Consider the following 24,509-nt stretch of genomic DNA (forward strand, 5'->3'; position numbering starts at 1 on the left):
TTAGTATATAAATAATGGCAAATAATAAAACCTTTTAACTTTTTATGCACTATTTTAAACAGATAAAACATGTGCTATAACAGTATTATTGTGATAAGGTTTATTCTTTTTAGAGAACCATTTCATTCTATAAATGCAAAAATTAAGGTTTATTCCTAATGCTCAGGCGGTTGTCCTGTTAATTTATTTTCAATCCTTTTATCTGGGATAAACCACATGGCAGATACAAACGCGTACAAAATAAAACTGGCCATACTGTTTATCCAGGCGATACCGATGGCTACGACATAAACAAGTACCGAAATTTTAGCTTTCCAGTCGTTACCCACGGCATCCGCTATTAATGAATTTTCGCCATGATGCCGTACAAGGGCTGCTGTTAAAATGGCATAGGCAACTCCGCACATGACAAGTATAAAGCCGTAGCATGCTACAGGCCATGTGGTGAAATGGTTTTCGCCCATCCAACCGGTTACAAATGGTATGAGCGACAACCAGAAAAGCAGGTGAAGGTTGGCCCATAAAATCGTACCATTTATTGATTTTACTATTTGCAGAAGGTGGTGATGACTGTTCCAGTATATCCCTACGTAAACAAAGCTTAATATATAACTTAGAAAAACTGAGATGAGCGGCTTTAACGCCTCAATGCTATCGCCATGGGGCACCTTCATTTCCAACACCATAATGGTAATAATGATGGCGATTACGCCATCACTAAGAGCTTCCATCCTACCTTTTCCAAATGCCATTTGTTGCTTTTTGTTAATAATAGTGCAAATTAATTTTTAGTTCCGAATACCTGGTACCTCTTCATTGCTTCAATAAAATAGTAATCGGCATAGGTTAAAGGTACATCAATTTCGGTACCTGCAGGGAAATGGCCCACGCTGTGTTTTAAAATAAAGCCTCCGTTTGTTCCGGCTGCTGCTTTATACTGCGGCGATGACAATGTTTTAAGAATGGTTTGCGCCGCGTTAAAATATTCCTGCCCGCTATTATTGTCGGCATAACGGCACAACTCTAACAGGGCCGATGCCGCTATGGCTGCTGCCGATGCATCCTTTAAAGCATTGGGGATGTTTGTAGCATTATAATCCCAATAAGGTATTTTATCGGCCGGCTCATTAGTGTTGTGCAATATAAAACGGGCTATATGCTGCGCCTGATCCAAATATTTTTTATCCTTTGTTTCGCGGTACATGACGGTAAACCCATACAACCCCCAGGCCTGCCCGCGCGCCCAGGCCGATTCATTGGCAAAGCCCTGCGCCGTTTTCTTTTCTTTAACCGCTCCTGTTTGCGCATCATAATTAATTACGTGATATGAACTGTAATCAGGACGGTAGTGGTTTTTCAAGGTAGTGTTGGCATGGGTTACCGCTATTTTATAATAGCTTGAATCGCCGGTTTCATGCGTAGCCCAAAACAGCAATTCGAGGTTCATCATGTTATCGATGATCACCAGGTAATCTGAAGGATTTTTAGAATCCCATGACTTGATACAGCCAACTTTTGGATTAAACCGGGTTGACAGCGATTTAGCGCTATTGATAAGTATCTGCTTATATTCAGGCTTAGGTTCAATAACATTGGCATTGCCAAAGCTGCAATACATCATAAAACCCAGGTCGTGTGTATGGGTATTAAACTGCTCCTTAGCCAAAACACCCAAAATGCGGTTAGCTTCGGTTAGTAATTGCTGATCGTGGTTTTGCTGATACAGGTATAATAAACTGCCCGGGTAAAAACCACTGCACCACCAGCCCGAATTGCTGTTTTCCTGTTTATTATTATCGGGGTGATAGGTTTTCGGGAACTCTTCCGGACCTATTCTGGTTGCCAGCAACTTGTACTGTGCATCGGCATCTTTAAAGTTTTTTTTAATGGTTGATAAAAGCTGTTTTTCTGGCTTATAATTATCCTGGGCAAACAAGCTGCTACTAAAGGAAATTAAACAAAATACGCAAGCTACAGCGGGTAGAATTCTGAATCTCATAGAATATGTTTATAACTGACTTTGGCTGGCTATAAAAATGCATATTTTGTTGGAATTACGTGTAAACATTTATTAAAAGCTTACATACTTTAAAGTCTTTTTTAAAAGGGTTTACCTTACCCGTATTGTTTGGCAGCTCAAAAAACCAAAATGGTTATTTCAAAACGAATATCCCTACTCACCCAACCCAAAACAAACGTATTCATCACCCGACTTACTGCCAATTTTACCGCCGCCGCAAGCTATCACCACATATTGTTTACCATCAATTTCATAGGTTGCAGGTGTGGCGTAACCAGCGGCAGGCAACTGAGCTTCCCAAACTACTCTACCAGTCTTTTTATCAAAGGCACGTATCTTTTCGTCTTTGGTAGCGGCAATAAATACCAACCCGCCCTTAGTAACCAGCGGACCACCATAGTTCTCCGTTCCGGTAATGGGAATGCCCCTTTTGGTCAGTTCCGGGTATTCGCCCAAAGGAACTTTCCATAACAATTTGCCCGAGGAAAGGTCGATAGCGTTCAGCGTGCCCCAAGGTGGTTTTATACCCGGATAACCATCTTTATCTAAAAAGCGGTTATACCCTGTCATGGTATAAGGCACTTCATCAACTGCTTTTTTCTCTGTTTTGGTGCTTGTTGTCCTGTCGCTGGTTGGTTCTTTGGCTACAATTTTAGCCGCCTTAGCTTCAGGTAATTTCAACAAAAATGCCAGCAGCGCCTTTTTATCCTCAGGGGTAATTTGTTTAAATGATGGCATCATATTCCGTCCGTTGGCAATGATCTGGCTTACCTGCTCCTCTTTGTATTTTTTGCCGATGTCAACCAATGAGGGATACGATGTGCCATTCCCCTTCAATTCGGGGCCATGACAGGCCAGGCAGTTTTTATTATAGATCACCTGCCCGATACCTTTCAATGAATGATCACCGGTTGATTTGGGCACATCTATCATCACCTGCGCCCACGGCAGTTCGGAACTGTTCACATACATGATCTTTGATTCCTGATCAACTGCCGCGCCGCCCCATTCACCCCCACCATCAAACCCGGGAAATATCCAGCCCCCTGCCTTACTTGGTGGGGTAAACATCAGCCTGTTTTTCACCTGATTATACTTTTGCAACATGTCCTGATGTGTTTCCGGCGAAATGTCAGTTATATCCTCCGGATTAAATATTTGCCGTGCAAAAGGTTGCGGCAATATTGGAATAGGCTGTGTTGGCCAGGGTTGCTCGCCAGGCAAAGCCATAGTAGGCACCGGCTTTTCTAATATCGGGAATATTGGTTTACCGTTGGTGCGGTCAAACATAAAAATGTAACCGTGCTTGGTGGTTTGCGCCACGGCATCTATTTGTTTGCCATTATGCACTATTGTTACAAGGTTTGGATTAGCCGCCAGGTCACGATCCCACAGATCATGGTGCACCACCTGAAAATGCCATATCAGTTTACCCATAGCTGCGTCAAGCGCCAGTAACGAGTTGCCAAACAGGTTTTTACCCTTGCGGAAACCACCATAAAAATCGCCGCCGATGGAACCGGTAGGGATATATACGATGCCCCGTTTTTCGTCGAGCGCCATACCAGCCCAGCTATTGGCGCCTCCAAATTTTTTCCAGGCAGCGGTGTCCTGCCAGGTTTCATAACCTTTTTCGCCAGGCTGAGGTATGGTATGAAAAATCCACCTCAATTTACCTGTACGCGTATCATAAGCACGGATATGACCGGGAGCGGCATCTGCCGATTCGGCTACACGCGTGCCTACTATAAACAGATCTTTATAAACCACACCTGGGGTGGTGCCCGCTACAAATGATTTTGTTTCGCGCCCCAGATCTTTGGTCAAATCAACATATCCGTTCTTTCCGAATGTTTTTACCGGTATGCCCGTTTCTGCGTCAACGGCAAAGGTTTTTGTGCCCACGCTATAGAATATACGCTTTTCACCACCATCATCATTCTGCCAGTAAATCACGCCGCGGCTAACTTTATAATAAGCCATCGGGTCGCCATTACCTGTAGTATCGCCTTTCGCAGGATCAAACAGCCACTTTTGTACACCTGTAGCAGCGTTCAGCGCAAACAGCTTAAGTTTAGGACTGGTGGCGTACAATACCCCATCAACCATAATTGGATTGCACTGATTTTGGCTGTGGTTACCTGTATCCCTGTCATGAGTGCTGTAAGTCCAGGCTACCTTTAGCTTATTTACATTAGTAAGGTTGATTTCCTCGTTTGACGAATAACGGTTGCCCTCCTTTGTACCTGCATATGTTTGCCAGCCGCTGTATTCGGGCATATTATCAGTCTTCGGACTTTTACACGAACAATACACGACAGATAAAATGCCTAACAAAGGGAACATCCTCATTTTCATAAACGAAAGACTTAGGTTTTATTTATTAATTAAACTGGTTGGTGCAACTTCATTGCTCAGCAATTTACCAAAAAGTTCCCATCGTTTTTCGGGTGCTTTGGCAGTACCGCCATTTCTTTCAATGTAATTTTTCACCAGGTCTTGTCCGTAGTTATAATTAATTACATAGCTGCGGTATTTTTTAATAAAACTAATTGATTTACTGGCCGTTTCATCATTCATCAAACAGTATTTCATCAAATAGCTCTGCGCCTTATCGCGTGACATGGTGTTGTTGATCAATCTCCGTGCAGCCTCATTACGGGCATAGTTTAAATTACCTTTAATAGCCAAAGCCTTAAAATACAGCTCGATACCCGCGGTATCCAAGCCGGCCAGCGGCAGCAGCACATTTTTAGCAAATTTTACCTTTTCGTCACCAGGAAAAGCTACCTCAATTCCGTAGTTGGCGCTTCCCTCGGCAATGAGCGATTGCGGGCTGAAGAGTGGATAGAGTGATATCTCCACCCATCCTTTGTCATGATACAAGTTCTTCTCCAACAGCATGTTATATACATGGTGACCCGGGTAACTTTCATGACTGCCCACATCAATAGCCCGGTCAATAAACACTTTGAGATCGGTATTTATTTGCACGGTGCTTTTATAATTGCCTTTGTACCAGTTATAACCACTCCATGGCTTATTGGTTACATACTCCAGCGTAAATGTTTCGCCGGCAGGTAATTTATAATGAGCAAGCGTACGCTTACGGGCCTCGGCAATAGCCGCTTTTATTACCGGATCAAGCTTATCTTTAGGGATAATAAACTTATTGGCCAGTTTCTGAAAACGGTCGTTCACGCGTCCTTTTCCGGGTAAAATACTATCTAACAGTGCTATTTTAGTTTTAAAATAGTCTTCTGTATAAACCGGGGCGGCAACACCAAAAAGCTCTCTTGATTCCTCGTCAAAAGGCCGTTCTTCGCCCGAGAATATCCTGATGCGGCGGCTAAAGGCAATCAACTGATCGGCCATCCAGGCGGCCCGCATTTTATTGGTATCAATTGCAGATGAGGTGGATATCACTTTCAGTTCATTCATCAGGCTGTTGGCATTTGCCAGCAGGCTGTCTTTGGGAAACTCCTTAGCCGCCTCATTTTTAGGCTTTAACGAATCGGGACCATAATAGGCATCTACAAAGTCACTGTCATACTGGCCTATGGTTAGGCCCAGTTTTACATATTCGACAGCAAGACTGTTCAGTTTTTTATTTTCGAGCTCCTGTGCCGGATCATGGCCGCATGATAACATAAAAAGTATAGGTAAAAAAAGCAGCAATTTCTTCATGGTAAATTTGTCCTGTTCAAATAAATGTTGAACAAGATAATAATTCCATTGTTTATAAAACGAAAATAGCCGATCGGGTTCTTGCTAACTTTTTAAAGTTTTATTTTAACATTTAATGACTTAAAAAGCCGTTAAAGCTTAGTTTTCAGCAACTAAAAGCTTTCAAAACCTTTTAAAAACAATTCATTTTAACACTTTTTTACACGCTTTTTTGAATTTTAATAAGTATCAGCTAATTGATTCCCAGTACCGAATAAAACAAAACCGGATGTTTTTGATGTTTGTACGATAACAAAACAGCCCTGCTTTCTATGGTCAGAAAGCAGGGCTGTTATTGATATAAATATACAAAAATTTATTGAATTTAAGAGCATTGCGGCAGGCCTTCGCACGTCCTTCGACAAGCTCAGGATGACAGCCCCAGTTACTTTACGCCCAGTTAAAATCAACTATCTTACCGTCCAGTTTCCATTTATCGGGTTGCGGGTTGGTTGCCCAATCGAGCGGCTCGCCGAGGGGCTGTACTTTGGCCGCCTCAGAAAAAGCCTGTTTAATAGCAGTTTTTTGCGCCTCACCCAAGGCCTCGGGTTGGGCCGATATAAAGAGCGGTGCGCCACTGCCGGCCAGCAGTTCCAGCCATTGTTTATTCCGTTCCCAGCTGATATCGGTGGTAAGGCCCACGCAATCGCCATCAACGGCATAAAACTTATTGTGCTGCGGCAAGCGGAAAGCAAGTGTGTTAACACCCATTTTACGGGTACGGCTCCACTCCTTACCGCTGGTATCGTCGCCTATGCGGCAAAGTTCAAACACACCGGCCGAGAGGTGGCTCATGGTATTACAGCCAATAATATACATATCATTACCAGCCGCAGCGCGAATAGCTCCGTATAGGTCATTAATGATCTCGGCCGTAGTTTTGCTCCGGTCGTTAAAGTTCCAGCCGGGAGCGGTTATACTCCCTTTCATATCAAAACCCCATCTGCCGGTAATGTCATAGGTGCTGAAATCATGCTTAACCATATCATACCCCCATTGCTTGTACACATCAAAATTGTGTTTGATACGGGCAATGTTTTCGGGTATAGTGGGATCAAGTACCGGATTTTTAGGGTTATCCCTGCCGGGGATCTTTGGCGCAAGCAAACTGGCTTTTTCATCATGTTTGGCACAAAGCGGCCGCATCCATAAACCGGGGCGCATACCCAGCTTTTTGATTTCACCGGCCAGCAGGTGCATATCCTTAAACTTATCGTTTGGCTTTGAAAAATCATCATTCCAGCCGCCATCTCCTGGCAATAGCGGTGAGTATTGCGCCCAGCCCGCGTCCACTACCGAAAACGGACGGTTATGGGTATCTGTAACCAATTCGGCCATCATAGCTGTGGTCTTCTTGATCAGATCGAACGAATTATTGCCATAAGCAAAATACCAATCATTTATACCATAAACAGGTTGTTTGGGCAGACGTGGCTTAGCGCACATCATACCGCAAAACCTGTGTGTGGTAAAGTATGGATTTTCGCCCGCAAGGCCATCGGTAGTAATAATATCGGCAGCATGCAGCTCGCGGCTGCCCAGCAGTACACCATTACCACCCGAGTGGGTATCTAAAGTAAGTTCAAGGCTATCATTAGTCAGCCCCCACCAACATATGCTATGGCAGCCTGTTTTTACCCCAAAGCAAGCGGTTTGTTTATCGTCATGTATAATTACATACCACGGATTTTTAACCCCGTCGGGTTTGGTTTTCCATTGCAGATCGCCATAAGAGCGTTCCCAATGGTCGCCCAGGAATTTGGAACCCGGCGACAGGTTATGCTTCCATTTTAAGCGTACCGAGTTAAGCTGCTGTGTTAGCGAAGTAACAAATACGCCTTTTGCATTACCCGCATTTTTTAAGTTCACCGTAATATCTTTATAGGTAAACGTTGTGCCGCCGGTGCCCTGAAGTTTAAACCATTCATCGCCAGATTGTGCCCAAACCTCATCGGGAGCATTAATAGCACTTGTTTGTGCCGAGGTTGCATAAGTAAGCCTACTGAAAAGCACAGCTGCCACAGTAGTTGCAGAAAGTTTTATAAAGTGTCGCCTTTGCATAGTGATGTATTGGTTTTACAACGTTACTAAAAGGTTTCAGCTAATGAAAATATTTTGTAAAACAACATAGACTCACCCCGGCTACGCTTCGCTCGCCGACCCTATACGCCTGCGGCGCAAAGAGGGTGCAGGGTTTTTATTTTATTTGTGTTGCATTGATTATTAAGTATTCATTCCTCTTTCCCCAACCCTCCGGCTTCGCCGCAAAGAGGGTGATCCAGCGAAGCGTAGATCGGGTGAGTCGGGGCGCGGAGAGGCCTGCCCACTATACTTCGACTGAGCTCAGTATGACATCGTTCGCGATTGCTTCGTCGTACCTCCCCGCAATGATATATTTTTGTTGGATATATTACTTTTTCTGTTTCGACTCCAATGCAATAGGGTCAACTTCAACAAGCTCGAGCGATTTTACCATATTCTTTGTGGTGCTTTTGTATTTTTTAAAATGTGGCTTTTCTAAATGCGCCTTATACGCGTCGGCATCGGCATATATTTCAAAAACGGTGATGTGTGTAGGATTATCTTTGTCGGCAACAGCATATAGGGTAATTACTCCGGACTCAACACGCACCGAAGTTTCGACATTTTCTTTCAGTGCAGCTTTATACTTATCCAATTGAGCCGGATCAATCTGAAGTTTGGCCACACGTACAATTTGCTTTTTGTTTTGAGCGGAGGCGCTACCGAGTAAAAATAAGGTTAACGTAAACATTGCAAAAATTGGTAACAGCTTACGGCTGATTTTCAATAATCCTGTTATACGGGCATCTTTTCCAAATACTCCCGGCCTTAAAATTACAGCGCCCATCTTTCCCGCTTTTCCTGGTGGCTGTATTGATCGTCCGTCACCTGCTCCATCCAGTCAACAGGCGAGCCATTATCTTTTTCCTGTACGGCTATATGGCTCATGGCTGTAGTGGCGGTAGCGCCATGCCAATGCTTTTCGCCGGGTGAAAACCATACTACATCTCCCTGATGGATTTCTTCTATTTGTCCGCCTTCACGCTGTACCCAGCCCCTGCCTGCCGTAACAATGAGTGTTTGCCCAAGCGGATGGGTATGCCACGCGGTGCGGGCCCCCGGCTCAAAGGTAACCAGCGCCATAACTACACGGGATGGCTCTGGCGGACTATTAAGCGGATCAATGCGTACTTCTCCTGTAAAATATTCTTCCAATCCTTTACCCGATGGCTGTGAGCCGCTGCGTTTAATTTCCATAATTAGCTTTTTATTGATATATAAAGATAAGCCATAACGGTTTATTAAGTGACGTATGTAGGGCTTTTTTGTTTTTATTATTGGAGATAGTATGGCGTTTCGACTCACCCCGGCACCGCTTCGCTCGCCGACCCCCTCTGCGCCTGCGGCGCAAAGGGGGTGCCTGGTGTGGAAAGCCTCACCCAACCCTCTCCAAAGGTGAGGGCTTAAAAAAAGTATTTTAATGTCTCCCTCAAGGGGAGATTTAGAGGGGCTCTTTGCTTCGTACCTCAATGACGCGTTTTTTATTTACTTTCTTAACCCTCTTTGCGGCGAAGCCGGAGGAGGGTGGTCCAGCGAAGCGCAGATCGGGTGAGTCAGACGCGGAGAGGCCTGCCCACCATGCTTCGACGAAGCTCAGCATGACACCTGTTTTTACATTAATTAAAATATATAGTAAATTCCGTTTGCTTGTCGGCAATGGTTTTGAGGCTAAACTCGGAGCCATGGTTTAGCAGTATTTCCCTAACAAGAGTAAGGCCTATCCCCTGTCCGTCTTTTTTGGTGCTGAAAAACGGCGAAAACAGGTTGGCATGTTGTTCCGCGCTTATGCCCTTACCCGTATCGGTTATGACCAGTTTTTTCTCGGCAGGCATGGCAGTAAACTTCACCAGGCCGCCGTCTTCAATTGCTTCAATGGCATTTTTCACAATGTTTATAAGGGCCTGCTCTAACTGCTGTTCATCGGCCATGATACTGATGGCTTCTTCGGGCAGGCTAAATTCAAATATTACCGCGTTATCCCGTGCTTTCGCATCCATTAATATGGCTACGGCATTTATTACCTTTTGCAGCACAACGGGTTGCTTGTTGGCCGGCGGCAGTTTAACCAGATCGGCAAAATTGCGCATAAACAAGTTAAGGTTCTGGTTTCGGTCCATAGCTACCTGCAGGGCATCCTTTAGCGTATCAAACCTATGGTTCTCCCAAAGCTGGTTAGTTTTCATGGCCGATTGCATAATGGAGTTTACCGGACCAATGGTATTATTAACCTCATGTGCCATCATCCTGATCACCTTGCCGTACACCTTCTTTTCGGCAGCTAATATCTCTGCTGTGAGGTCCTCTATCATAATAAAATGGCGCGAAAAACCACGGTCAACAAAGTGCGATTTTTGCAGTTTGAATGAGTTTACCCCATCGAGCTTAATGACTATTGTTTCGCCCGATTTAATTTTTCTGATCTGTTTAAACAACGGGTGATCCAACTCCTGAACAGATTGGTTACGCAGCTCATCCTCAGTAAGCGAAAGCAATTGCAGCGCTTTGGGATTGATTTGCTGTATTCGATCATCAAAATCAAGGATAATAATACCAGTTGGAGAAGTATGTATGAGTTTCTCCAAAAAGAAATGCTGCTGTTCCTGCCGGGTGCGTTCTGTTCTCAACTCATCCATCATCTGGTTATAAACATTAATTAGTTCATCAATTTCGTGCTTACCGGTAGATAAAAACTTAACATTAAAATCCTTGTCTTTAATGGCATCTACCCCTTGCATTAATGATTTTAAAGGCTGAATAAGTTGGTTGTAGAGCCGCCATGCAATGATGATGGAAATGATTACAAACACCTCCGAAACGATGAAGAATATTTTGTTCTGATCGAAAATAAAGTAAGTAAGCACCAGCGTTATAAGGTGCAGTATCACCACGAACAAAATATATTTAGTCCTCAGTTTCATCGTATGGTATCTGGTATTTATCCAAGCGCCGGTACAGGGCACTGCGCGTGAGCCCCAGCGAGGCGGCCGCTCTGCTTATTTTGTTCTTATGATGATCCATGGCCCGTTTTATCATCTCTACCTCTACTTCTTCGAGCGTTAAAGTACCTACGCCGGGCAATTGCATGTTCCCTTTTTTCACCGGCGATAATTCAAGCTGCGACCGGAAATCATCAATACCCAGTTCGTCTTTTTTACTCACCAGTATAGAGCGTTCTACCAGGTTTTTTAACTGCCTGATGTTACCCGGCAACGGCAACTGCTGCAGCCATTTCATGGCGCTTGCAGCTACCGACAGTTTGGGCCGATTGTATATTTCCTTTAAGTTATTAATAAAAAAGTTTACCAGCAAAGGGATATCCTTTGGCCGCTCGCGCAGCGCGGGCAGATAAACCGTAATGAGGTTAATACGATAAAGCAGGTCTTCGCGGAACGTGCCTTTGCTTACCATATCGTTAAGATTTTTATTGGTGGCACATACTACGCGCACATCAACCGTTTTGGTGCGGCTGCTGCCCAGCACCTCGTAGGTGCGATCCTGCAACACACGCAGCAGCTTTACCTGGCTGCTGGCATCCAGATCGCCAATTTCATCTAAAAAAATGGTGCCTTTATTAGACATTTCAAAACGACCGATCCTGTCAAACCGGGCATCGGTAAAGGCCCCCCGCACATGGCCAAACATTTCGCTCTCGAACAGCGAGGTAGATACCCCACCCAGGTTCACCTTTATAAAAGGTTTATTACGCTTTAAACTGTTCTGGTGAATGGCCTCGGCTATCAGCTCTTTACCCGTGCCGCTTTCGCCCATAATAAGGATGGAAGCATCGGTTGGGGCTACCCGGCCAATAGTTTCCAGGATATTGAGCACCTGGGGGTCTTCGCCAATAATATGCTGAAAATTGTAGGTTTTATCTAACTGCTTACGGGTACGGTGCTCGGTTTTACTTTCCTGCAAATCGAGCAGGGTTTTAACCGACTGGATAAGGTGCTCATTACTCCAGGGTTTATTGATAAAATCATTCGCGCCCATTTTCATACCTTTTACGGCCAGTTCGATACTACCCCAACCGGTTATCAGTATAACAGGAATACCCGCATTAAGCTGTTTTATTTTGCCCAGCAGTTCCAGTCCTTCGCTGCCCGAAGTATCTATCGAAAAATTAAGATCGAGGATAATCAATTCCTGGGTATTTTTCCGGATCACCTTTAAGGCATCGCCCGGATTTTCGGTGCATACCGTATCATAACCCTCGCTTTTAAGCAAGAGTGTAAGCGAGGTTCGTACAGCCAGATCATCATCAATAACCAATATCATAATAGCAGGTTAATATCGTAATTATTCTTCATGTAAAGCCACCGCCGGATAAATTGCCGCGGCCTGCCTGCCCGGGTATAGCGAACACACAAATACCAGCGCGTAAATAAATATAACAGCCAGCAAAATGGCCATGAGGTAGATGCCTGCCGAAAGGTCAAAAACATTAAGTATTGGGAACTGCACCGCGAAGAATGTGCCGACGATTAACGATATCGTTGCCAGTATCATTGACTCGGTAATAAGCTGTGAGGAAACAGAACCGCCCGTAGCCCCTACCGCCCTGCGCAAACCAATTTCGCCGCGCCTCCGGTTAATATTATACCACAATACGCCAAATAAGCCCAGGGCAACATTAATGATCAGGAAGCTACCTACTATGGTTAATACAATCATGGGCACTAAGGTAAAGTAGTTGATGTTTGTACGTTTATTCACCATGTGTTCTATCTCTACGTTTGAATCTTTCATGTAATTGGCCAGCGTTTTATATAAACGAGCTTCAAAAGCGGCCCCGGTATTGGGGGCTACCTTTACCATGATCTTTCCAAACCAGCGGAAAGCCCCGGTGTCCGCACGATGGTAAAGAGCGTAACCGGAAGGGGCATAATCTCCTTTTACTTTAACTCCCTGTATCACGCCTATTATCTGCATTCTCTGTTTATCGTCAGCATTTCCTAATACTTTACCTATAGCGGTTTCGCTGCCAAATATCTTTTCTTTTAACTCGTTGTTTATTACCACATGCTCATACTTGCCAATGGCGTCTGCCTTATTGAACCAGCGGCCTTCGAGCACTTTTGCGTTTAAGGCTTCTTTATAACCATCGTCAGACGTGTACCAGTTTACAGGACTTGTCTGTTTTTTATTATAAGTAACCAAACTTGTCCACATGCTATTTGAAAACGGAACGTTGTTACTGCAAAAACTTAGCTCCCTTATCTCGGGCATGGCTTTAATGGTACTTCTTAAAGTTTCATAATACCTGTTAACCGAGTCGGTACTTTTGCTTTTAAAGGTATTGTTGTAAGATACAACCCATAAATTCTTGTACTCAAAGCCCATCGGTTTTTTATAATTGTTGTAATAGTAAACCAGCAATGTAAACACTGCAAACAACACCAGGAATGAGAATAACATCTCGGACATCAACAAAAAGTTTTGTTTCTTTTTATTCCAGATCAGTTTAAATAAATGCTTTAACATGATATTTTAATTTAAATGATTTGACAGTTTTTATTGTGCTTTTAAAGCGGTTACCACATTAAGCTTTGACATACGCCACGCCGGGTAAACCCCAGACAGCAGGCCAAACAAAAAGCAGATGAGCAAACCAATAGCTAATACGGTGAAATTGACAGACAATATTAAATTAGGTATCAGATTAAACCCGTTTAACACCTGGATAGCCACAAACGATAACACAACACCAATGAGCCCGCCCAATAAAGTGAGTATAATATTCTCCACAATAAACTGGTAAACCAATGTTTTGGATGATGCGCCAAAAGCTTTGCGCACCCCTATCTCAGACGAGCGCTCCATGATACGGGTAATATTAATATTCACGAGATTGAGGCTCGGCAACAGAGTTACCAGCAGCACAAATATGCCAATGGCCGTAAGCACAATGGTCACCCCGGATTTATCTTCATTACCGGTATTCACATAGCTAACGATATAGGAGTCGGCATGGCTGTACATTTTGACAACATTTTTATTTTCTTTAGGCAGCCTTTGCACCATGGCATCGTACTCGGCGCACATCTTTGATAAGTCGGCTGTGGAGTTGGCCAGCATTATTCCGTAGAAATCACCCTGGTATCCCTTGCCTTTCCTGAAATCTGTTTTTGATACGGTAAAAGGCAAATAAATATCACTGTATATCATGTAACTGGTTATCGGTACATTTTTCACTACGCCGGTTACCTTGTATTTTACGTTGTCGGCTTCAATATATTTACCTACTACCGATGGAACATCGCCAAAGTAGTCCCTTTTCATATCTTCAGATATTACGGCTACTTTATCGGCATTATCAACCTGTTGTTTGGTAAGGGCTTTACCCTCAATAAAATCATATTCCATAATGTCCCAATAATCGGCGTTGGTATACTTATAGTTTACGGCCAGCTTTTTATTATTAACATAGGTGTTAGTACCGTTATAGCCCGAAGAAATCCCCAGTTTAACCGGTGTTTTTAAACCGCCCACATAATGGCTCAGGTAGTAATAAGACAAAGCACTCGAGCTGTTCCCGTCCTTCTCTTTTGACTGGAATTTTGAGATGTACAATGATCGGTCGCGTTTCCTGTCGGGATAGCTGTCACCGACAATTTTTTCAATAAACGAGGTTAGCACCAGCAAAATGGTAAGCGTAAAGCTGATACCAAACAAGCTGATAAAGGTGAAAAACTTGCGCCGGCGCAGCACCGCTATGGCTATTTTAAAATAATTTTTAAGCATGATTGTAATTTTAAGCAGGTTAATTACTGAACTTGTGAGCCATCAAACAAGCGCACAAGCCTGTGGGTTTTATGGGCCATATTCTCATCGTGCGTAACCATTATAATGGTAGTGCCCTCGTTACGGTTCAGGTTGATGAGGATGTCCATAATTTCGTTGCCCATGGCGCTGTCCAAATTACCGGTAGGCTCATCGGCCAGGATAATTTCGGGGCGCCCCACTATGGCCCGGGCTATAGCCACACGCTGCCTTTGCCCGCCCGAAAGCTGCGTTGGGAAATGCTTTATTCGATTAGCAAGGCCCACTTTTTCCAATGCTTCTGTGGCCAGCTGTTTGCGCTCCTTGGCGGTGCTGTCGCGATATAATAAGGGCAACTCTACATTGTCGAGCACCTGCAGGTCATTAATGAGGTGGTAGCTTTGAAAAATAAAACCAAGTTTTTTGTTGCGGAACTGTGCCAGCTGTTTATCGTTCAGGTGATCGGTTTTTTGATCGCTTATTTTGATCTCTCCTTTTGAAGGCGCGTCGAGTAGTCCAATAATGTTAAGCAGCGTGCTTTTACCACAGCCGGATGGCCCCATGATAGATAAAAATTCGCCTTTAGCCACGTCAAGGTTTATGCTATTGAGTGCCAAAGTTTCTATGGTGTCTGTGCGGTACACCTTTTCGATGTTTTGTAAACGTATCATATTTTTAATTAATGAATTATTGAGTTAATGAATTAGTGATGGTTATTTTAATTATTGAGTTATTGAATGACTGAATTATTGATTGGTATAGTTTTTTGACTTGTTACTTTTGAATTTTGACTAATCACTGATAGGTTATTTTATGATTGCCTTCAAAGTCATATAACGACAGGTAACGCAGCTGGTAGTAAGCCCCCCAGAAATCGCGGAGCGAGGTTATGTAATCGCGTTTGGCCTGGTCGTTCTCGCGAAAGGCAATACCCAGGTCAGTAATACCGAGATCACCAAGCACATAGCGTTCACGGGCTATCTGGTATTTCTCTGATGCTATGCTATCAGCCTGGGCGGTGTACACCAATTGCTCCTTCATCACATTAAAAAGCGACACCTGCGTTACTATCTGCTGCTGAAAGGTTTGCTTGTCCTGCTCTACTGTGTATTCGGTAAGTTGCTGGTTGGCCATTGCCGTTTTGGTGCGCGATTTCGACCTGCCCCAATCCAGTATAGGTACAGATAACTGTACCTGCAGTACCTGCTGATTCTGCGGATTCTTATACACTCCCGGAATGCTGGTGGCCGTATTTGAAAAGCCCAGGTTGGCATTAAGTGTTGCGGTTAAACCTGTTTCGCCTTTGGCTTTGGCTACATCGCGCTTAGCTTCGGCCATGCGTCTCAGGAAACCAATGGCGGCCGAACGGTTTGCAAAGGCTTCGACCAAAACTTTATCCGGGGTAACACGCATTTGGCTGATATTTTCGGGCACCATCAGTACAATTTTATTATCGCTCTCCTGCCCTATATAACTGCGCAGGGTGAGGGTGGCAATTTCTATATCGCGTTTTGCCGTGCCTACGGCTTTTTTGGCATTAATAAGCTCCAGTTTTAATTGCAATATGTCGTTTTTTGATACTTTCCCCAGCTCAAATTTAATGTTGGCAATGCCCATTATTTTTTCGGTATTGGCATAATTGGTTTCGGCAATGTGCAAGTTAACCTGTGCCAGCAACAGATCAAAGAAATAACCCTCAACTGTTACGGCTATATTTTCCAGGTCCTCAATATAGGTCTGTTTGCTCTCGTTGTATTTTAACGGCTCAATGCGTTTGTCCCATTTAAGGCTGTTGAACTGAAACAGTGGCTGTTTATAAGCAATACCATATGGAATACCGTTATACAATACGTTATGCCGGTCAAAATCATTAAAGCGCTGCAGTTGGGTTGTACCGAAAATAGTACCGCCGGTAGCTGTAATGCTCTGGCTAAAATCAAGCTGGAGCAATGAGTTATCGTTGTGCACCGGCTGAAACAATATGGTACCATCAGGCTGCTGCACCTGGGTAAATGTTTTATTATAATCGGGTAATGTGCCGCTTAGGGCAAGTTGCGGCTGATAGTTTGATTTATAAGTGCGGTATTCCCAATATTTGGTCTCGCGCACGGTGGCAGCCTGTTTAGCGGCAATGGAATTTGTTTTGGCCATTTCAACCACCTGTTGCAGGGTTAGCCGCGTGGTATCGCTGCTACCCTGGCAATAGGCCGTAGCACTTATGATCAATAATAATATGATGTATAAAAGTTTCATTCTCTTTAATTTGTATAATCCGATAACCCACTCAACCCTCCCGCCAATCGGCAGGAGGATTAATGTTATGAAGAACTCCCTTCCCACGGGGAGCTGAGTGGTTTAATCAGTTAATAGTTATTTCCTTTGAGTTTTTATACCCGCTCATGTCTGATGTGATAATCTCGTCGCCTGGTTTTACACCATCCATTACCTCCACATAATCAAAATTGGTAAGGCCAATATGTACTGTTCTGCGTTGGGCCTTGCCATTGCCCACTACAAAAATGTCCTGCAGGTTTGAGCCCTTAAATGCAGGTCCGTTGGCCACCCGCATAATTTTATTGTGCGTAGCGGTCACCAAAAAAACATCAACTTTCATGTTTGGGCGAAGGAGCTTGTTTGACCTATCGTCGAGCTGTATATCAAAAGAAATAATACTGTTTTGTATAGATGGCGACACGTTGGTAACATGCCCGCGCAGCTGGTTGTCATTGATGCGGATAATTACCGGGATGCCGCTGTGCAGATCATCAAGCGAATTATCAGATATGCTACCCTGAACTTTAAAGCTGCTCAGATCGGCTATGCGGGCCAGGGTTTCCCCCTCATGTATGTTGGCACCTATGTTTTTGTTTACGTAGGTAATAACACCTTTGCGGGTGGCAATTATATTGGCCAGGTTTAATTTGCGTTGCAATTCATTCAGATCGTTCTCCTGTATAGCCGCGGCTATTTGGGCCTCTTTGATCTCGATCCGCATGGTTTGCTGTTTGTTTTTTATTTCATTTTCGAGTTGTTTTTTCTCCAGTTGGGCCACTTTAAGGTTAAGTTCGGCCTGTTCAATACCCTCGCGAGTACCGCCGCCGGCTTTATACAAGCGCTTGGCATTCTCAACCGCGTCGATAAGGTTACTGATGCGCAGTTGTTTAATATCATTGTTCGATTGGATATCATAAAAGCTCTTGCCCAGATCGAGCTTTAGTTTGCTGATCTCGTTCCGTTTTGATTCGAGCTGAAATTTTAGTTTCTCGTATTCGGTTTGAGTTGCCGATTTATCGAGCGTGATAATGGATTGGCCGGTATTCACTTTATTACCTGCATCCATCAGCGCGTTTTTTATGGAAGCATTGATAGGACTGGTAATGATCTCTTCAAACTCAGGCAATACCTCGCCCGTAGCATTGATAGTATTTTCTATATTGCCTATTTCAACCTGGGCGGTGGTGATTTCTGCTTTGTCTATTGACGACTTGATATATCCCCGCAAAACCCAAACCGCCAGTATTAAACCTGCTATAGTAATTAAAGTAACCCAAACGGCTTTTCTTCGTTTTTGTGTGGTAACTTCAAGCGCTATTTCCTTATCCATTATTATACTTTTTGGATACGGTGTTGCAAGAGCTATACCAACATTAAATAATTACTAATCAGTTATTTATGAAATTTTTATTTAAAAAAAGTGATCGATTCCGGACATTTTTTTTGATAATGGACAAGGGGGAATGCCGGAGGATACTTGTGATTCGACTCACCCCGATAACGCTGCGCTTGTCGACCCTCTGCGCCTTTGGCGCAAAGAGGGTGTTTTAATATTTAATCATTTCCTGTCATGCTGAACGGAGTGAAGCATCTATTCTATAATATGCATAGTTTACTAATAGATCCTTCGCTTCGCTCAGGATGACAAATAGACTAAAACTTCCTTCAGCCCTCTTTGCGGCAAAGCCGGAGAGGGTGATCCAGCAAAGCGTAGATCGGGTGGATCTTAGGCTGGGTAAAAACCTAATGAGATTGCTTGCCATTGTTCGCGATTGCTTCGTCGTTCCTCCTCGCAATGACATGGGTTTCACCTCTTCTTCCCCGCAATGACATGAGGGGTTATCGAAGAGTCGTGTGGAGAGGGCCTGCCCACCATGCTTCGACAAGCTACCCATGACATAATAATTTAAGCAGGCACAAGTTCCATATTTAATTCAAGGGCGAGTCTTTCTAATCGCCTTTGTTTCTGTTCTTTAAGAATGTTCTCATACGAGTGAAGGCCCTTCTCTACAAAGTCGGCGCCTTTTACGATTAAACGCCAGTATTGAGCAGCCAGTTTTCTGGCTGTAGCTTTAATAGCTATCGCGGGGCCTTTTCTACCCCTTAATCTTCTTGCAAATGAACCCCAGCCGATATACTTGCTGTTCAATAATCCATGGGCCATCTGTTTGAATATTTGCCCAACGGTCGGCTTACCCTTGCTTTTACTTTTGTTTTTCTTTCCAGAACGGTCATGCCCCGGCGATAAACCAAGCCAACTGGTGAAATGTTTTTCACTTGGCCATCGGCTAAGATCCGAACCTACCTCTGTGTATAACTGTAACCAGTTGTAATCTGTAATACCCGGGAGTTTGGTCGCGTCTTTACCATCAAATATTTTCAACAAGTGATCCCCCAGATTATCGATATTAGGTTTGTTGTGACGGATCGCTTTGCGTTTCCCGCCGCTTATTCCCGGCGGTAGGCTCTTGTCCCTGTTGATCCGCTGTAAAACACGATCAATCTGACTGTCGCATTCCTGTATCTGACCCTGATAAAAACCATAGCCCTTATAGGCCTGACCCAAGGCAAAAAGCCCCTGGGCTGTATAATGGCCCTGCAAGGCCTTCAATAGTTCTTCTCCTTTATTCTCCCTGATCTTTTTATGGCACAGTGAAAACAACTTAGCAGGATCACGCTCACCCTGCAGTATCGCATCGATCAACGCCATGCCGCTTACTCCATGGACCTGGCTTAATACCTCCGGCAAACGGATATTCATTTCTATCAGTGCCTTCTGCATGTGTTGAACATGCATGGCCGCACTCCGAAGGTGATCCTCCCGAAGACGCTGATAACTACGCAATTCTTTGATGTGCCCCTCTGAAACATAACAGCGGTTCAGTAAACCATAGCTATGCAACTGCTGTATCCACTGGCAATCCTTTACATCTGTTTTTCTGCCTGGTAACTGCCGTGTCTGCCGACCGTCAACAAGCCACACATCTAATCCCGCATCCAAAAGAATATCATAAAGCACATACCAGTAAACTCCTGTCGCTTCCATGGCTACCGTACTTACTTTATGCTCCAATAAATAATTCTTAAGTGATACCAGATCACTGGTGAAAGTTTCAAACGAACGAACCGGCTGACTTTCAAGCCCCACGAATAGCTTACGGGCGCCTATATCTATGCCCGCTGCATGAAAATGCATCTTTTCCATCCTTATAATCTTTTTTAAGAAGCCGTGCCCGAAGGAGTTTAAAGAAAAGACAGGCTACCCATCGGACAAATCACTCTTGTAAGGATCGTACCATACCTTCAGACTCTATGCTTCAGAACCATACTCAGCAACAGGCAATAAGCACTATAACTTGATCGGACACACTGCACGGCTCAGCAAAGCTATGTCATTTCTCCTTCAGAGGCCAAGGATTTAATCACTCAGCATGACACCTCGTTCCTCGTAACAACGGGTGAAGAGAAGTAATCACGTTTGACGGAATTAATAACCCTTTTTGCGAAGGCGTAGAAAGGGTGGTCAAGCACAGCGATGACCGGGTGAGTCAATAGCCCGTCTTAATTTTCCTTTAAATGCTTTTTTATTTTTCCTAGCAGATCAGTTATTTCAAATGGTTTGGCCAGGAAATCGTCGGCTCCAGCTTCGTAGGCAGAGCGCTCAATATCTCTGCTGGCCGATATCATGATGATGGGGATACCTTTTGTGTTTTTCTTTTGCTTTAATTTGCGGCAAATATCACGACCGTCAAAGCCCGACATCCAGATATCCAACAGCAACAAATCTGGAAACTCAGTTTGCATATCCAAAAGTGTAGCTCCATTAACTGTCGACGAAACCTCGTAACCTTCAAAATCAAGCATGATCTCTACCGCATCCACAATCCCCGGATCATCGTCCGCTATCATTATCTTTTTCATATTTACCGGCAAGTTCATACACACCGCAAAAATCAAGCCTTTAATAGTAAAAAAGACAGTTAATTTAATTATTGTGATCTACAGGTTTCCGTACAGGCAGCGAAAAGTAAAATATAGAGCCTTGTCCTTCTTCGCTTTCTACCCAGATCCGGCCTCCTTCGCGCTTAATAATTTCTGATGAGATGTACAGTCCTAAACCCAACCCCGGAAACGTATGCTGCGTTTCGCCGCTTACCCGGTAAAACTGTTCAAAAACCCGTTGTTGTTTTTCTTTTGATATACCTATACCAAAATCCTGTACACTTACTACTACCTCATCATTATTCAGGTGGGTATTAATAATAATGTTTTTTGTATGCGGCGAGTACTTTATGGCATTGGTGATGAAGTTTACCAGTACCTGGCTTATCCGTTCCCTGTCGGCATGAATAAAGCCTGTTGGTTGCAAATCTTCAATAAGGTTATGCTTTTCTGTAGTTCGCTGTAAATCCTCTACCACTTCGGTAATAAGATGGTTAAAATCAAACGTGGTATAATTAAACTGGAGCCTGCCCGAGTTTATTTTGGTAACGTCAAGTAAATCGCCAATAAGGCTGTTAAGGCGGTTTAACTGCGCATCCATTTTTGAGATCATTGATGCTTCGCGGGTGTCGCCTTTTTGGGTCAATATTCGTTCCAGCACTTGGGTGTACGCTTTAATACTGGTAACAGGTGTTTTTAGCTCGTGACTCGCTATTCCTATAAATTCATCTTTTTGTTGCTGCAGTAATTTTTGCTCCGTAATATCGATGGTTACCCCTACCATGAGTATGGCCTTATCGTTTTCATCATAACTGGCTTTTCCAGATGCGCTTACCCAATGGATAGAACCGTTTGGCCATTTAACCTGATATTCTGCACTGTATACACTATGATTCGCTACCGCCGCCTCTACCTTATCTTTTACAGTGTCCCGGTAATCGGGCTGTATTGCAGCCATCAGGTCGGCGAAGTTAAAAGTAGCGTTAGCGTCAAGCCCATAATTGGCTTTACATTGCGGGGTACAGGTCATTAAACCAGTAGCCAGTTCAAGCTCATATGAACCCAGGCGGCCGGCCTCCAGAGCAATCTCTAAACGCTGGTTGGTTTTGTGTTGTTCTTCGCGGGCTTTTTTACGTTCGGTAATATCCCGCGCCACGGCAAATAAGTAGGGTTTTTCAGACAATACGAGGCCAACCATATTTATTTCAACCGGGTAAACTGTTTCGTTTTTCCGTTTATGAATGGTTTCAAACGGAGGGAGGGTTTGTGTTTGCGCCAGCTTAAATGATTCATGAAATATTTCGCTTATGTACAAAACATCAATATCACTTACCTTAAGTTTTAACCCCTCCTCTTCACTATATCCCCATTGCTTAAATGCTTCCTGATTTAAATAGGCAAATGATCCTTCCTCGCATATCAGCATAAATACATCCGAGGCATTGTCTGCCATAAATTTAACTCTTGTCAGTTCCTCTTCCGCGTTTCTTTGTTTCGTAATATCAATAACGGTACCCAGCAACCGAACGGGGCTGCGGAGTTTATCATAATAAACCTTGCCCTCAACTTCAATCCAGCGTGTGCGTCCATCTTTCAGCACTATCCTTACCGCATAATAAAGACTGCCTGTTTTTAGTGCCTGCGCGTACGCTCTCTCGCGTATGTACCGGTCGTCGGGGTGCAGTTTTGATATAATCCTGTTATGCGGAGTTGGCCCATCCTCCCCGAAAATAGCATTAAAGCGAGGCGAAGTAATAATGCTGCCGGTGGTAAGACTTAAATCAAATGTGCCCATTTCGGCAGCATCAAGCGCAAGCCTTGCCCGTTCTTCAGCATCTTCTATTTTACGCCGGGCAATCACCTCTTCGGTAATATCCTGCATGGTGCCGTTAAACCTTATGGCAACACCTTCTTCATTAAAACGTGTTCGCCCTTTTGCCCTGACAACGCGCTCGGTTTGTGTATGCGGATCAATTAAACTATATTCAATATCATATTTACCGCCGGACGATGGGTTCATCACAGCCTGTATTGCTCTTGATACTCGTTCACGATCATAAGCAACTACCGATTTTAGGGCCTGGGTGAGGTCTATTTCTTCCCGGGGCAATAAACCAAACCATTCCTTAAGCCTGTCATTTGCTATAAACTTATTAGTCTGTGGGTTCATGTCCCAGGTGCCAAACTCGGCAGAATCAATAGCAAACTCCAATTCGGCCTTGCTTTCTGTTATTTCACTTAAGGTTTGTACTTTTTCGGTGGTTTCAGTACAGGCTACTATAATTCCCGCAGGTTCGCCCAACTCATTTATTACCGGGCTGTAACTAAAAGTCCAGTAAATATCTTCAATGGCTCCATTACGATAAAATGGGATCAGCTGGTCTTCGCTCCAGGTTGCGCCACCACCAGAAAGCACCTGGTTAATAAGCGGCTCCAATATGTGCCAAATCTCGGCCCAAAAAACCTTACCGGGTTGACCCAAAAGCGTTGGGTGCTTACCATTTACCCCTAAACTTGGGCGATAAGCATCATTATAAAAACAAATCAGATCGGGGCCCCAGTACATGAACATCGGGAAGCGGCTGTTTAAAACAATGCCTAATGCAGTACGCAGACTTACAGGCCAATGATCAGGACTCCCCAATGATGTTTGCGACCAATCATGAGCCCTGATCAGTGCACCCATCTCGCCACCGCCCTGCCAAAATTTATAATCTTGTTGTTGCATTTACCGCCGCCATATTAAAAGGTATGCCTATTTCTCTAAAATAAAGTCCTTGTAATAAAATTTCTTTATTTTAAATTAATAAATACAACAACCTGCGGGGCTAAAATTTGTTTCGCGAGGCTATTAAAAATCAGAATATGCCATTGGATAAAGGAAAATTATATCAGCATGCGATACATTATGCTGGTACTCAGCCTTTGCCGATAAGCTTTTCCAATACGAGTCGTTATTAAACGCGTCCCAGTGTTTGTCCCTGTCGGCCTTATCATTAAAGGTGGTCATGTACATAAGGTTTGGCATACGCGGACCGGCTATAACTTCGGAGTAAAATACGGCATTAAAGCCCAAACGCTTAAAAAGGCCAACCTCATCGCCATCATTAAACATACGCACCTTATTGAAATTATATTTTTCGGTAGGGCTTTCGTAGCTGCGCAGTTCATATACCCTATCTGCTTTGTTGCCGGTTAAATTGGGCACAGCCGGGGCCGGCATTTTAGGGAAAGCCTGCATTACAATGGTTTCAATACGATTATAGGGGGCATCTTTATAGTCGGCATCGATATAATCTTCGCCATCGGTTAGGTATTTGGTGTCGGCCTGTAGTTTTTGGTCGATACCGGTTAGCTTATCCATTGATGTAAAAGGCGTAAAAACATAGATGCGCAGGTCTGCAGTATCTTGTTGTATCGGTTTAAATACGCCTACCTGGCTAATCCCAGCCCTGTGCATGGCGGGTACATAGGCCTGTTCCAGATAGCGTTCAATCCGACCTTCCTGAGCGGTAGTTTTATAATGATATACCTTAAGCTGATAGTAATATCTTTTGGCGGCGCCGGCAGAAGAAGCAGACATACATCCTATCATTAATACGATAGTAGCAACAAGGTTTAAGGTGGTTTTGTAACGTAGTTTCATAAGCAGATTTAATCAGGTAAATATAATTTCAAATCTGTTAATTTCCAGTAGATTCCCTAA

Annotated in this window: 18 protein-coding genes; all 18 read right to left on the reverse strand. The window is 43.9% G+C overall.

Translation table 11 applies throughout. From position 1 onward, the window contains the following. Positions 1-155: 155 nt before the first annotated feature. Positions 156-752, reverse strand: a complete 597-nt coding sequence (locus SNE25_RS23480; RefSeq protein ID WP_321561451.1) for a TMEM175 family protein — start codon at positions 750-752, stop codon at positions 156-158. A 29-nt stretch (positions 753-781) separates the two neighbouring features. Further along, positions 782-1,999: a glycoside hydrolase family 88 protein gene (locus SNE25_RS23485; protein WP_321561452.1), complete on the reverse strand. Its 1,218-nt coding sequence runs from the start codon at positions 1,997-1,999 to the stop codon at positions 782-784. A gap of 174 nt (positions 2,000-2,173) precedes the next feature. After that, entirely contained in the window at positions 2,174-4,300 is a 2,127-nt protein-coding gene (locus SNE25_RS23490) for an outer membrane protein assembly factor BamB family protein (RefSeq protein ID WP_321561453.1), read from the reverse strand. A gap of 96 nt (positions 4,301-4,396) precedes the next feature. Then, complete coding sequence (locus SNE25_RS23495) at positions 4,397-5,707, reverse strand: hypothetical protein (protein WP_321561454.1); 1,311 nt, start codon at positions 5,705-5,707, stop codon at positions 4,397-4,399. Between the two features lie 429 nt (positions 5,708-6,136). Beyond that, complete coding sequence (locus tag SNE25_RS23500) at positions 6,137-7,807, reverse strand: alpha-amylase family protein (protein ID WP_321561455.1); 1,671 nt, start codon at positions 7,805-7,807, stop codon at positions 6,137-6,139. Positions 7,808-8,156: 349 nt separating this feature from the next. After that, positions 8,157-8,615: a putative quinol monooxygenase gene (locus tag SNE25_RS23505; protein WP_321561456.1), complete on the reverse strand. Its 459-nt coding sequence runs from the start codon at positions 8,613-8,615 to the stop codon at positions 8,157-8,159. Next, positions 8,603-9,025, reverse strand: a complete 423-nt coding sequence (locus SNE25_RS23510) for a (R)-mandelonitrile lyase (protein ID WP_321561457.1) — start codon at positions 9,023-9,025, stop codon at positions 8,603-8,605. The genes SNE25_RS23505 and SNE25_RS23510 overlap by 13 nt, the downstream gene beginning before the upstream one ends. Positions 9,026-9,444: 419 nt before the next feature. Next, the gene (locus SNE25_RS23515) at positions 9,445-10,746 is read right to left on the reverse strand and encodes a sensor histidine kinase (RefSeq protein ID WP_321561458.1); all 1,302 of its coding nucleotides are present in this window, start codon (positions 10,744-10,746) and stop codon (positions 9,445-9,447) included. Continuing rightward, positions 10,730-12,103: a sigma-54-dependent transcriptional regulator gene (locus SNE25_RS23520; RefSeq protein WP_321561459.1), complete on the reverse strand. Its 1,374-nt coding sequence runs from the start codon at positions 12,101-12,103 to the stop codon at positions 10,730-10,732. The genes SNE25_RS23515 and SNE25_RS23520 overlap by 17 nt, the downstream gene beginning before the upstream one ends. A gap of 21 nt (positions 12,104-12,124) precedes the next feature. After that, positions 12,125-13,309: an ABC transporter permease gene (locus SNE25_RS23525; RefSeq protein ID WP_321561460.1), complete on the reverse strand. Its 1,185-nt coding sequence runs from the start codon at positions 13,307-13,309 to the stop codon at positions 12,125-12,127. A gap of 30 nt (positions 13,310-13,339) precedes the next feature. Further along, positions 13,340-14,569, reverse strand: a complete 1,230-nt coding sequence (locus SNE25_RS23530; RefSeq protein WP_321561461.1) for an ABC transporter permease — start codon at positions 14,567-14,569, stop codon at positions 13,340-13,342. A gap of 23 nt (positions 14,570-14,592) precedes the next feature. Further along, on the reverse strand, positions 14,593-15,258 hold the full coding sequence (locus tag SNE25_RS23535) for an ABC transporter ATP-binding protein (protein ID WP_321561462.1): 666 nt from the start codon (positions 15,256-15,258) through the stop codon (positions 14,593-14,595). Between the two features lie 124 nt (positions 15,259-15,382). Further along, positions 15,383-16,840, reverse strand: coding sequence for a TolC family protein (locus tag SNE25_RS23540; protein ID WP_321561463.1), 1,458 nt, complete (start codon positions 16,838-16,840; stop codon positions 15,383-15,385). Positions 16,841-16,946: 106 nt separating this feature from the next. Next, positions 16,947-18,191, reverse strand: coding sequence for an efflux RND transporter periplasmic adaptor subunit (locus SNE25_RS23545; RefSeq protein ID WP_321561464.1), 1,245 nt, complete (start codon positions 18,189-18,191; stop codon positions 16,947-16,949). Positions 18,192-18,767: 576 nt separating this feature from the next. Further along, complete coding sequence (locus SNE25_RS23550; protein WP_321561465.1) at positions 18,768-20,066, reverse strand: IS110 family RNA-guided transposase; 1,299 nt, start codon at positions 20,064-20,066, stop codon at positions 18,768-18,770. Between the two features lie 356 nt (positions 20,067-20,422). Continuing rightward, entirely contained in the window at positions 20,423-20,782 is a 360-nt protein-coding gene (locus tag SNE25_RS23555; RefSeq protein ID WP_321561466.1) for a response regulator, read from the reverse strand. Between the two features lie 64 nt (positions 20,783-20,846). Next, a complete protein-coding gene (locus SNE25_RS23560; RefSeq protein ID WP_321561467.1) occupies positions 20,847-23,531 on the reverse strand; it encodes a PAS domain-containing protein in 2,685 nt (894 codons plus the stop codon). A 123-nt stretch (positions 23,532-23,654) separates the two neighbouring features. Further along, entirely contained in the window at positions 23,655-24,449 is a 795-nt protein-coding gene (locus SNE25_RS23565) for an NIPSNAP family protein (RefSeq protein WP_321561468.1), read from the reverse strand. Positions 24,450-24,509 lie beyond the last annotated feature (60 nt).

It is taken from the genome of Mucilaginibacter sabulilitoris, assembly GCF_034262375.1.
In the GTDB taxonomy this organism is placed as follows: Bacteria; Bacteroidota; Bacteroidia; order Sphingobacteriales; family Sphingobacteriaceae; genus Mucilaginibacter; species Mucilaginibacter sabulilitoris.

Excerpts from the sequence above, each read along its gene's own strand:
- SNE25_RS23480 (WP_321561451.1), bottom strand. The coding sequence starts at position 752 with ATGGCATTTGGAAAAGGTAGGATGGAAGCTCTTAGTGATGGCGTAATC.
- SNE25_RS23485 (WP_321561452.1), bottom strand. The coding sequence starts at position 1,999 with ATGAGATTCAGAATTCTACCCGCTGTAGCTTGCGTATTTTGTTTAATT.
- SNE25_RS23490 (WP_321561453.1), bottom strand. The coding sequence starts at position 4,300 with ATGCCCGAATACAGCGGCTGGCAAACATATGCAGGTACAAAGGAGGGC.
- SNE25_RS23495 (WP_321561454.1), bottom strand. The coding sequence starts at position 5,707 with ATGAAGAAATTGCTGCTTTTTTTACCTATACTTTTTATGTTATCATGC.
- SNE25_RS23500 (WP_321561455.1), bottom strand. The coding sequence starts at position 7,807 with ATGCAAAGGCGACACTTTATAAAACTTTCTGCAACTACTGTGGCAGCT.
- SNE25_RS23505 (WP_321561456.1), bottom strand. The coding sequence starts at position 8,615 with ATGGGCGCTGTAATTTTAAGGCCGGGAGTATTTGGAAAAGATGCCCGT.
- SNE25_RS23510 (WP_321561457.1), bottom strand. The coding sequence starts at position 9,025 with ATGGAAATTAAACGCAGCGGCTCACAGCCATCGGGTAAAGGATTGGAA.
- SNE25_RS23515 (WP_321561458.1), bottom strand. The coding sequence starts at position 10,746 with ATGAAACTGAGGACTAAATATATTTTGTTCGTGGTGATACTGCACCTT.
- SNE25_RS23520 (WP_321561459.1), bottom strand. The coding sequence starts at position 12,103 with ATGATATTGGTTATTGATGATGATCTGGCTGTACGAACCTCGCTTACA.
- SNE25_RS23525 (WP_321561460.1), bottom strand. The coding sequence starts at position 13,309 with ATGTTAAAGCATTTATTTAAACTGATCTGGAATAAAAAGAAACAAAAC.
- SNE25_RS23530 (WP_321561461.1), bottom strand. The coding sequence starts at position 14,569 with ATGCTTAAAAATTATTTTAAAATAGCCATAGCGGTGCTGCGCCGGCGC.
- SNE25_RS23535 (WP_321561462.1), bottom strand. The coding sequence starts at position 15,258 with ATGATACGTTTACAAAACATCGAAAAGGTGTACCGCACAGACACCATA.
- SNE25_RS23540 (WP_321561463.1), bottom strand. The coding sequence starts at position 16,840 with ATGAAACTTTTATACATCATATTATTATTGATCATAAGTGCTACGGCC.
- SNE25_RS23545 (WP_321561464.1), bottom strand. The coding sequence starts at position 18,191 with ATGGATAAGGAAATAGCGCTTGAAGTTACCACACAAAAACGAAGAAAA.
- SNE25_RS23550 (WP_321561465.1), bottom strand. The coding sequence starts at position 20,066 with ATGGAAAAGATGCATTTTCATGCAGCGGGCATAGATATAGGCGCCCGT.
- SNE25_RS23555 (WP_321561466.1), bottom strand. The coding sequence starts at position 20,782 with ATGAAAAAGATAATGATAGCGGACGATGATCCGGGGATTGTGGATGCG.
- SNE25_RS23560 (WP_321561467.1), bottom strand. The coding sequence starts at position 23,531 with ATGCAACAACAAGATTATAAATTTTGGCAGGGCGGTGGCGAGATGGGT.
- SNE25_RS23565 (WP_321561468.1), bottom strand. The coding sequence starts at position 24,449 with ATGAAACTACGTTACAAAACCACCTTAAACCTTGTTGCTACTATCGTA.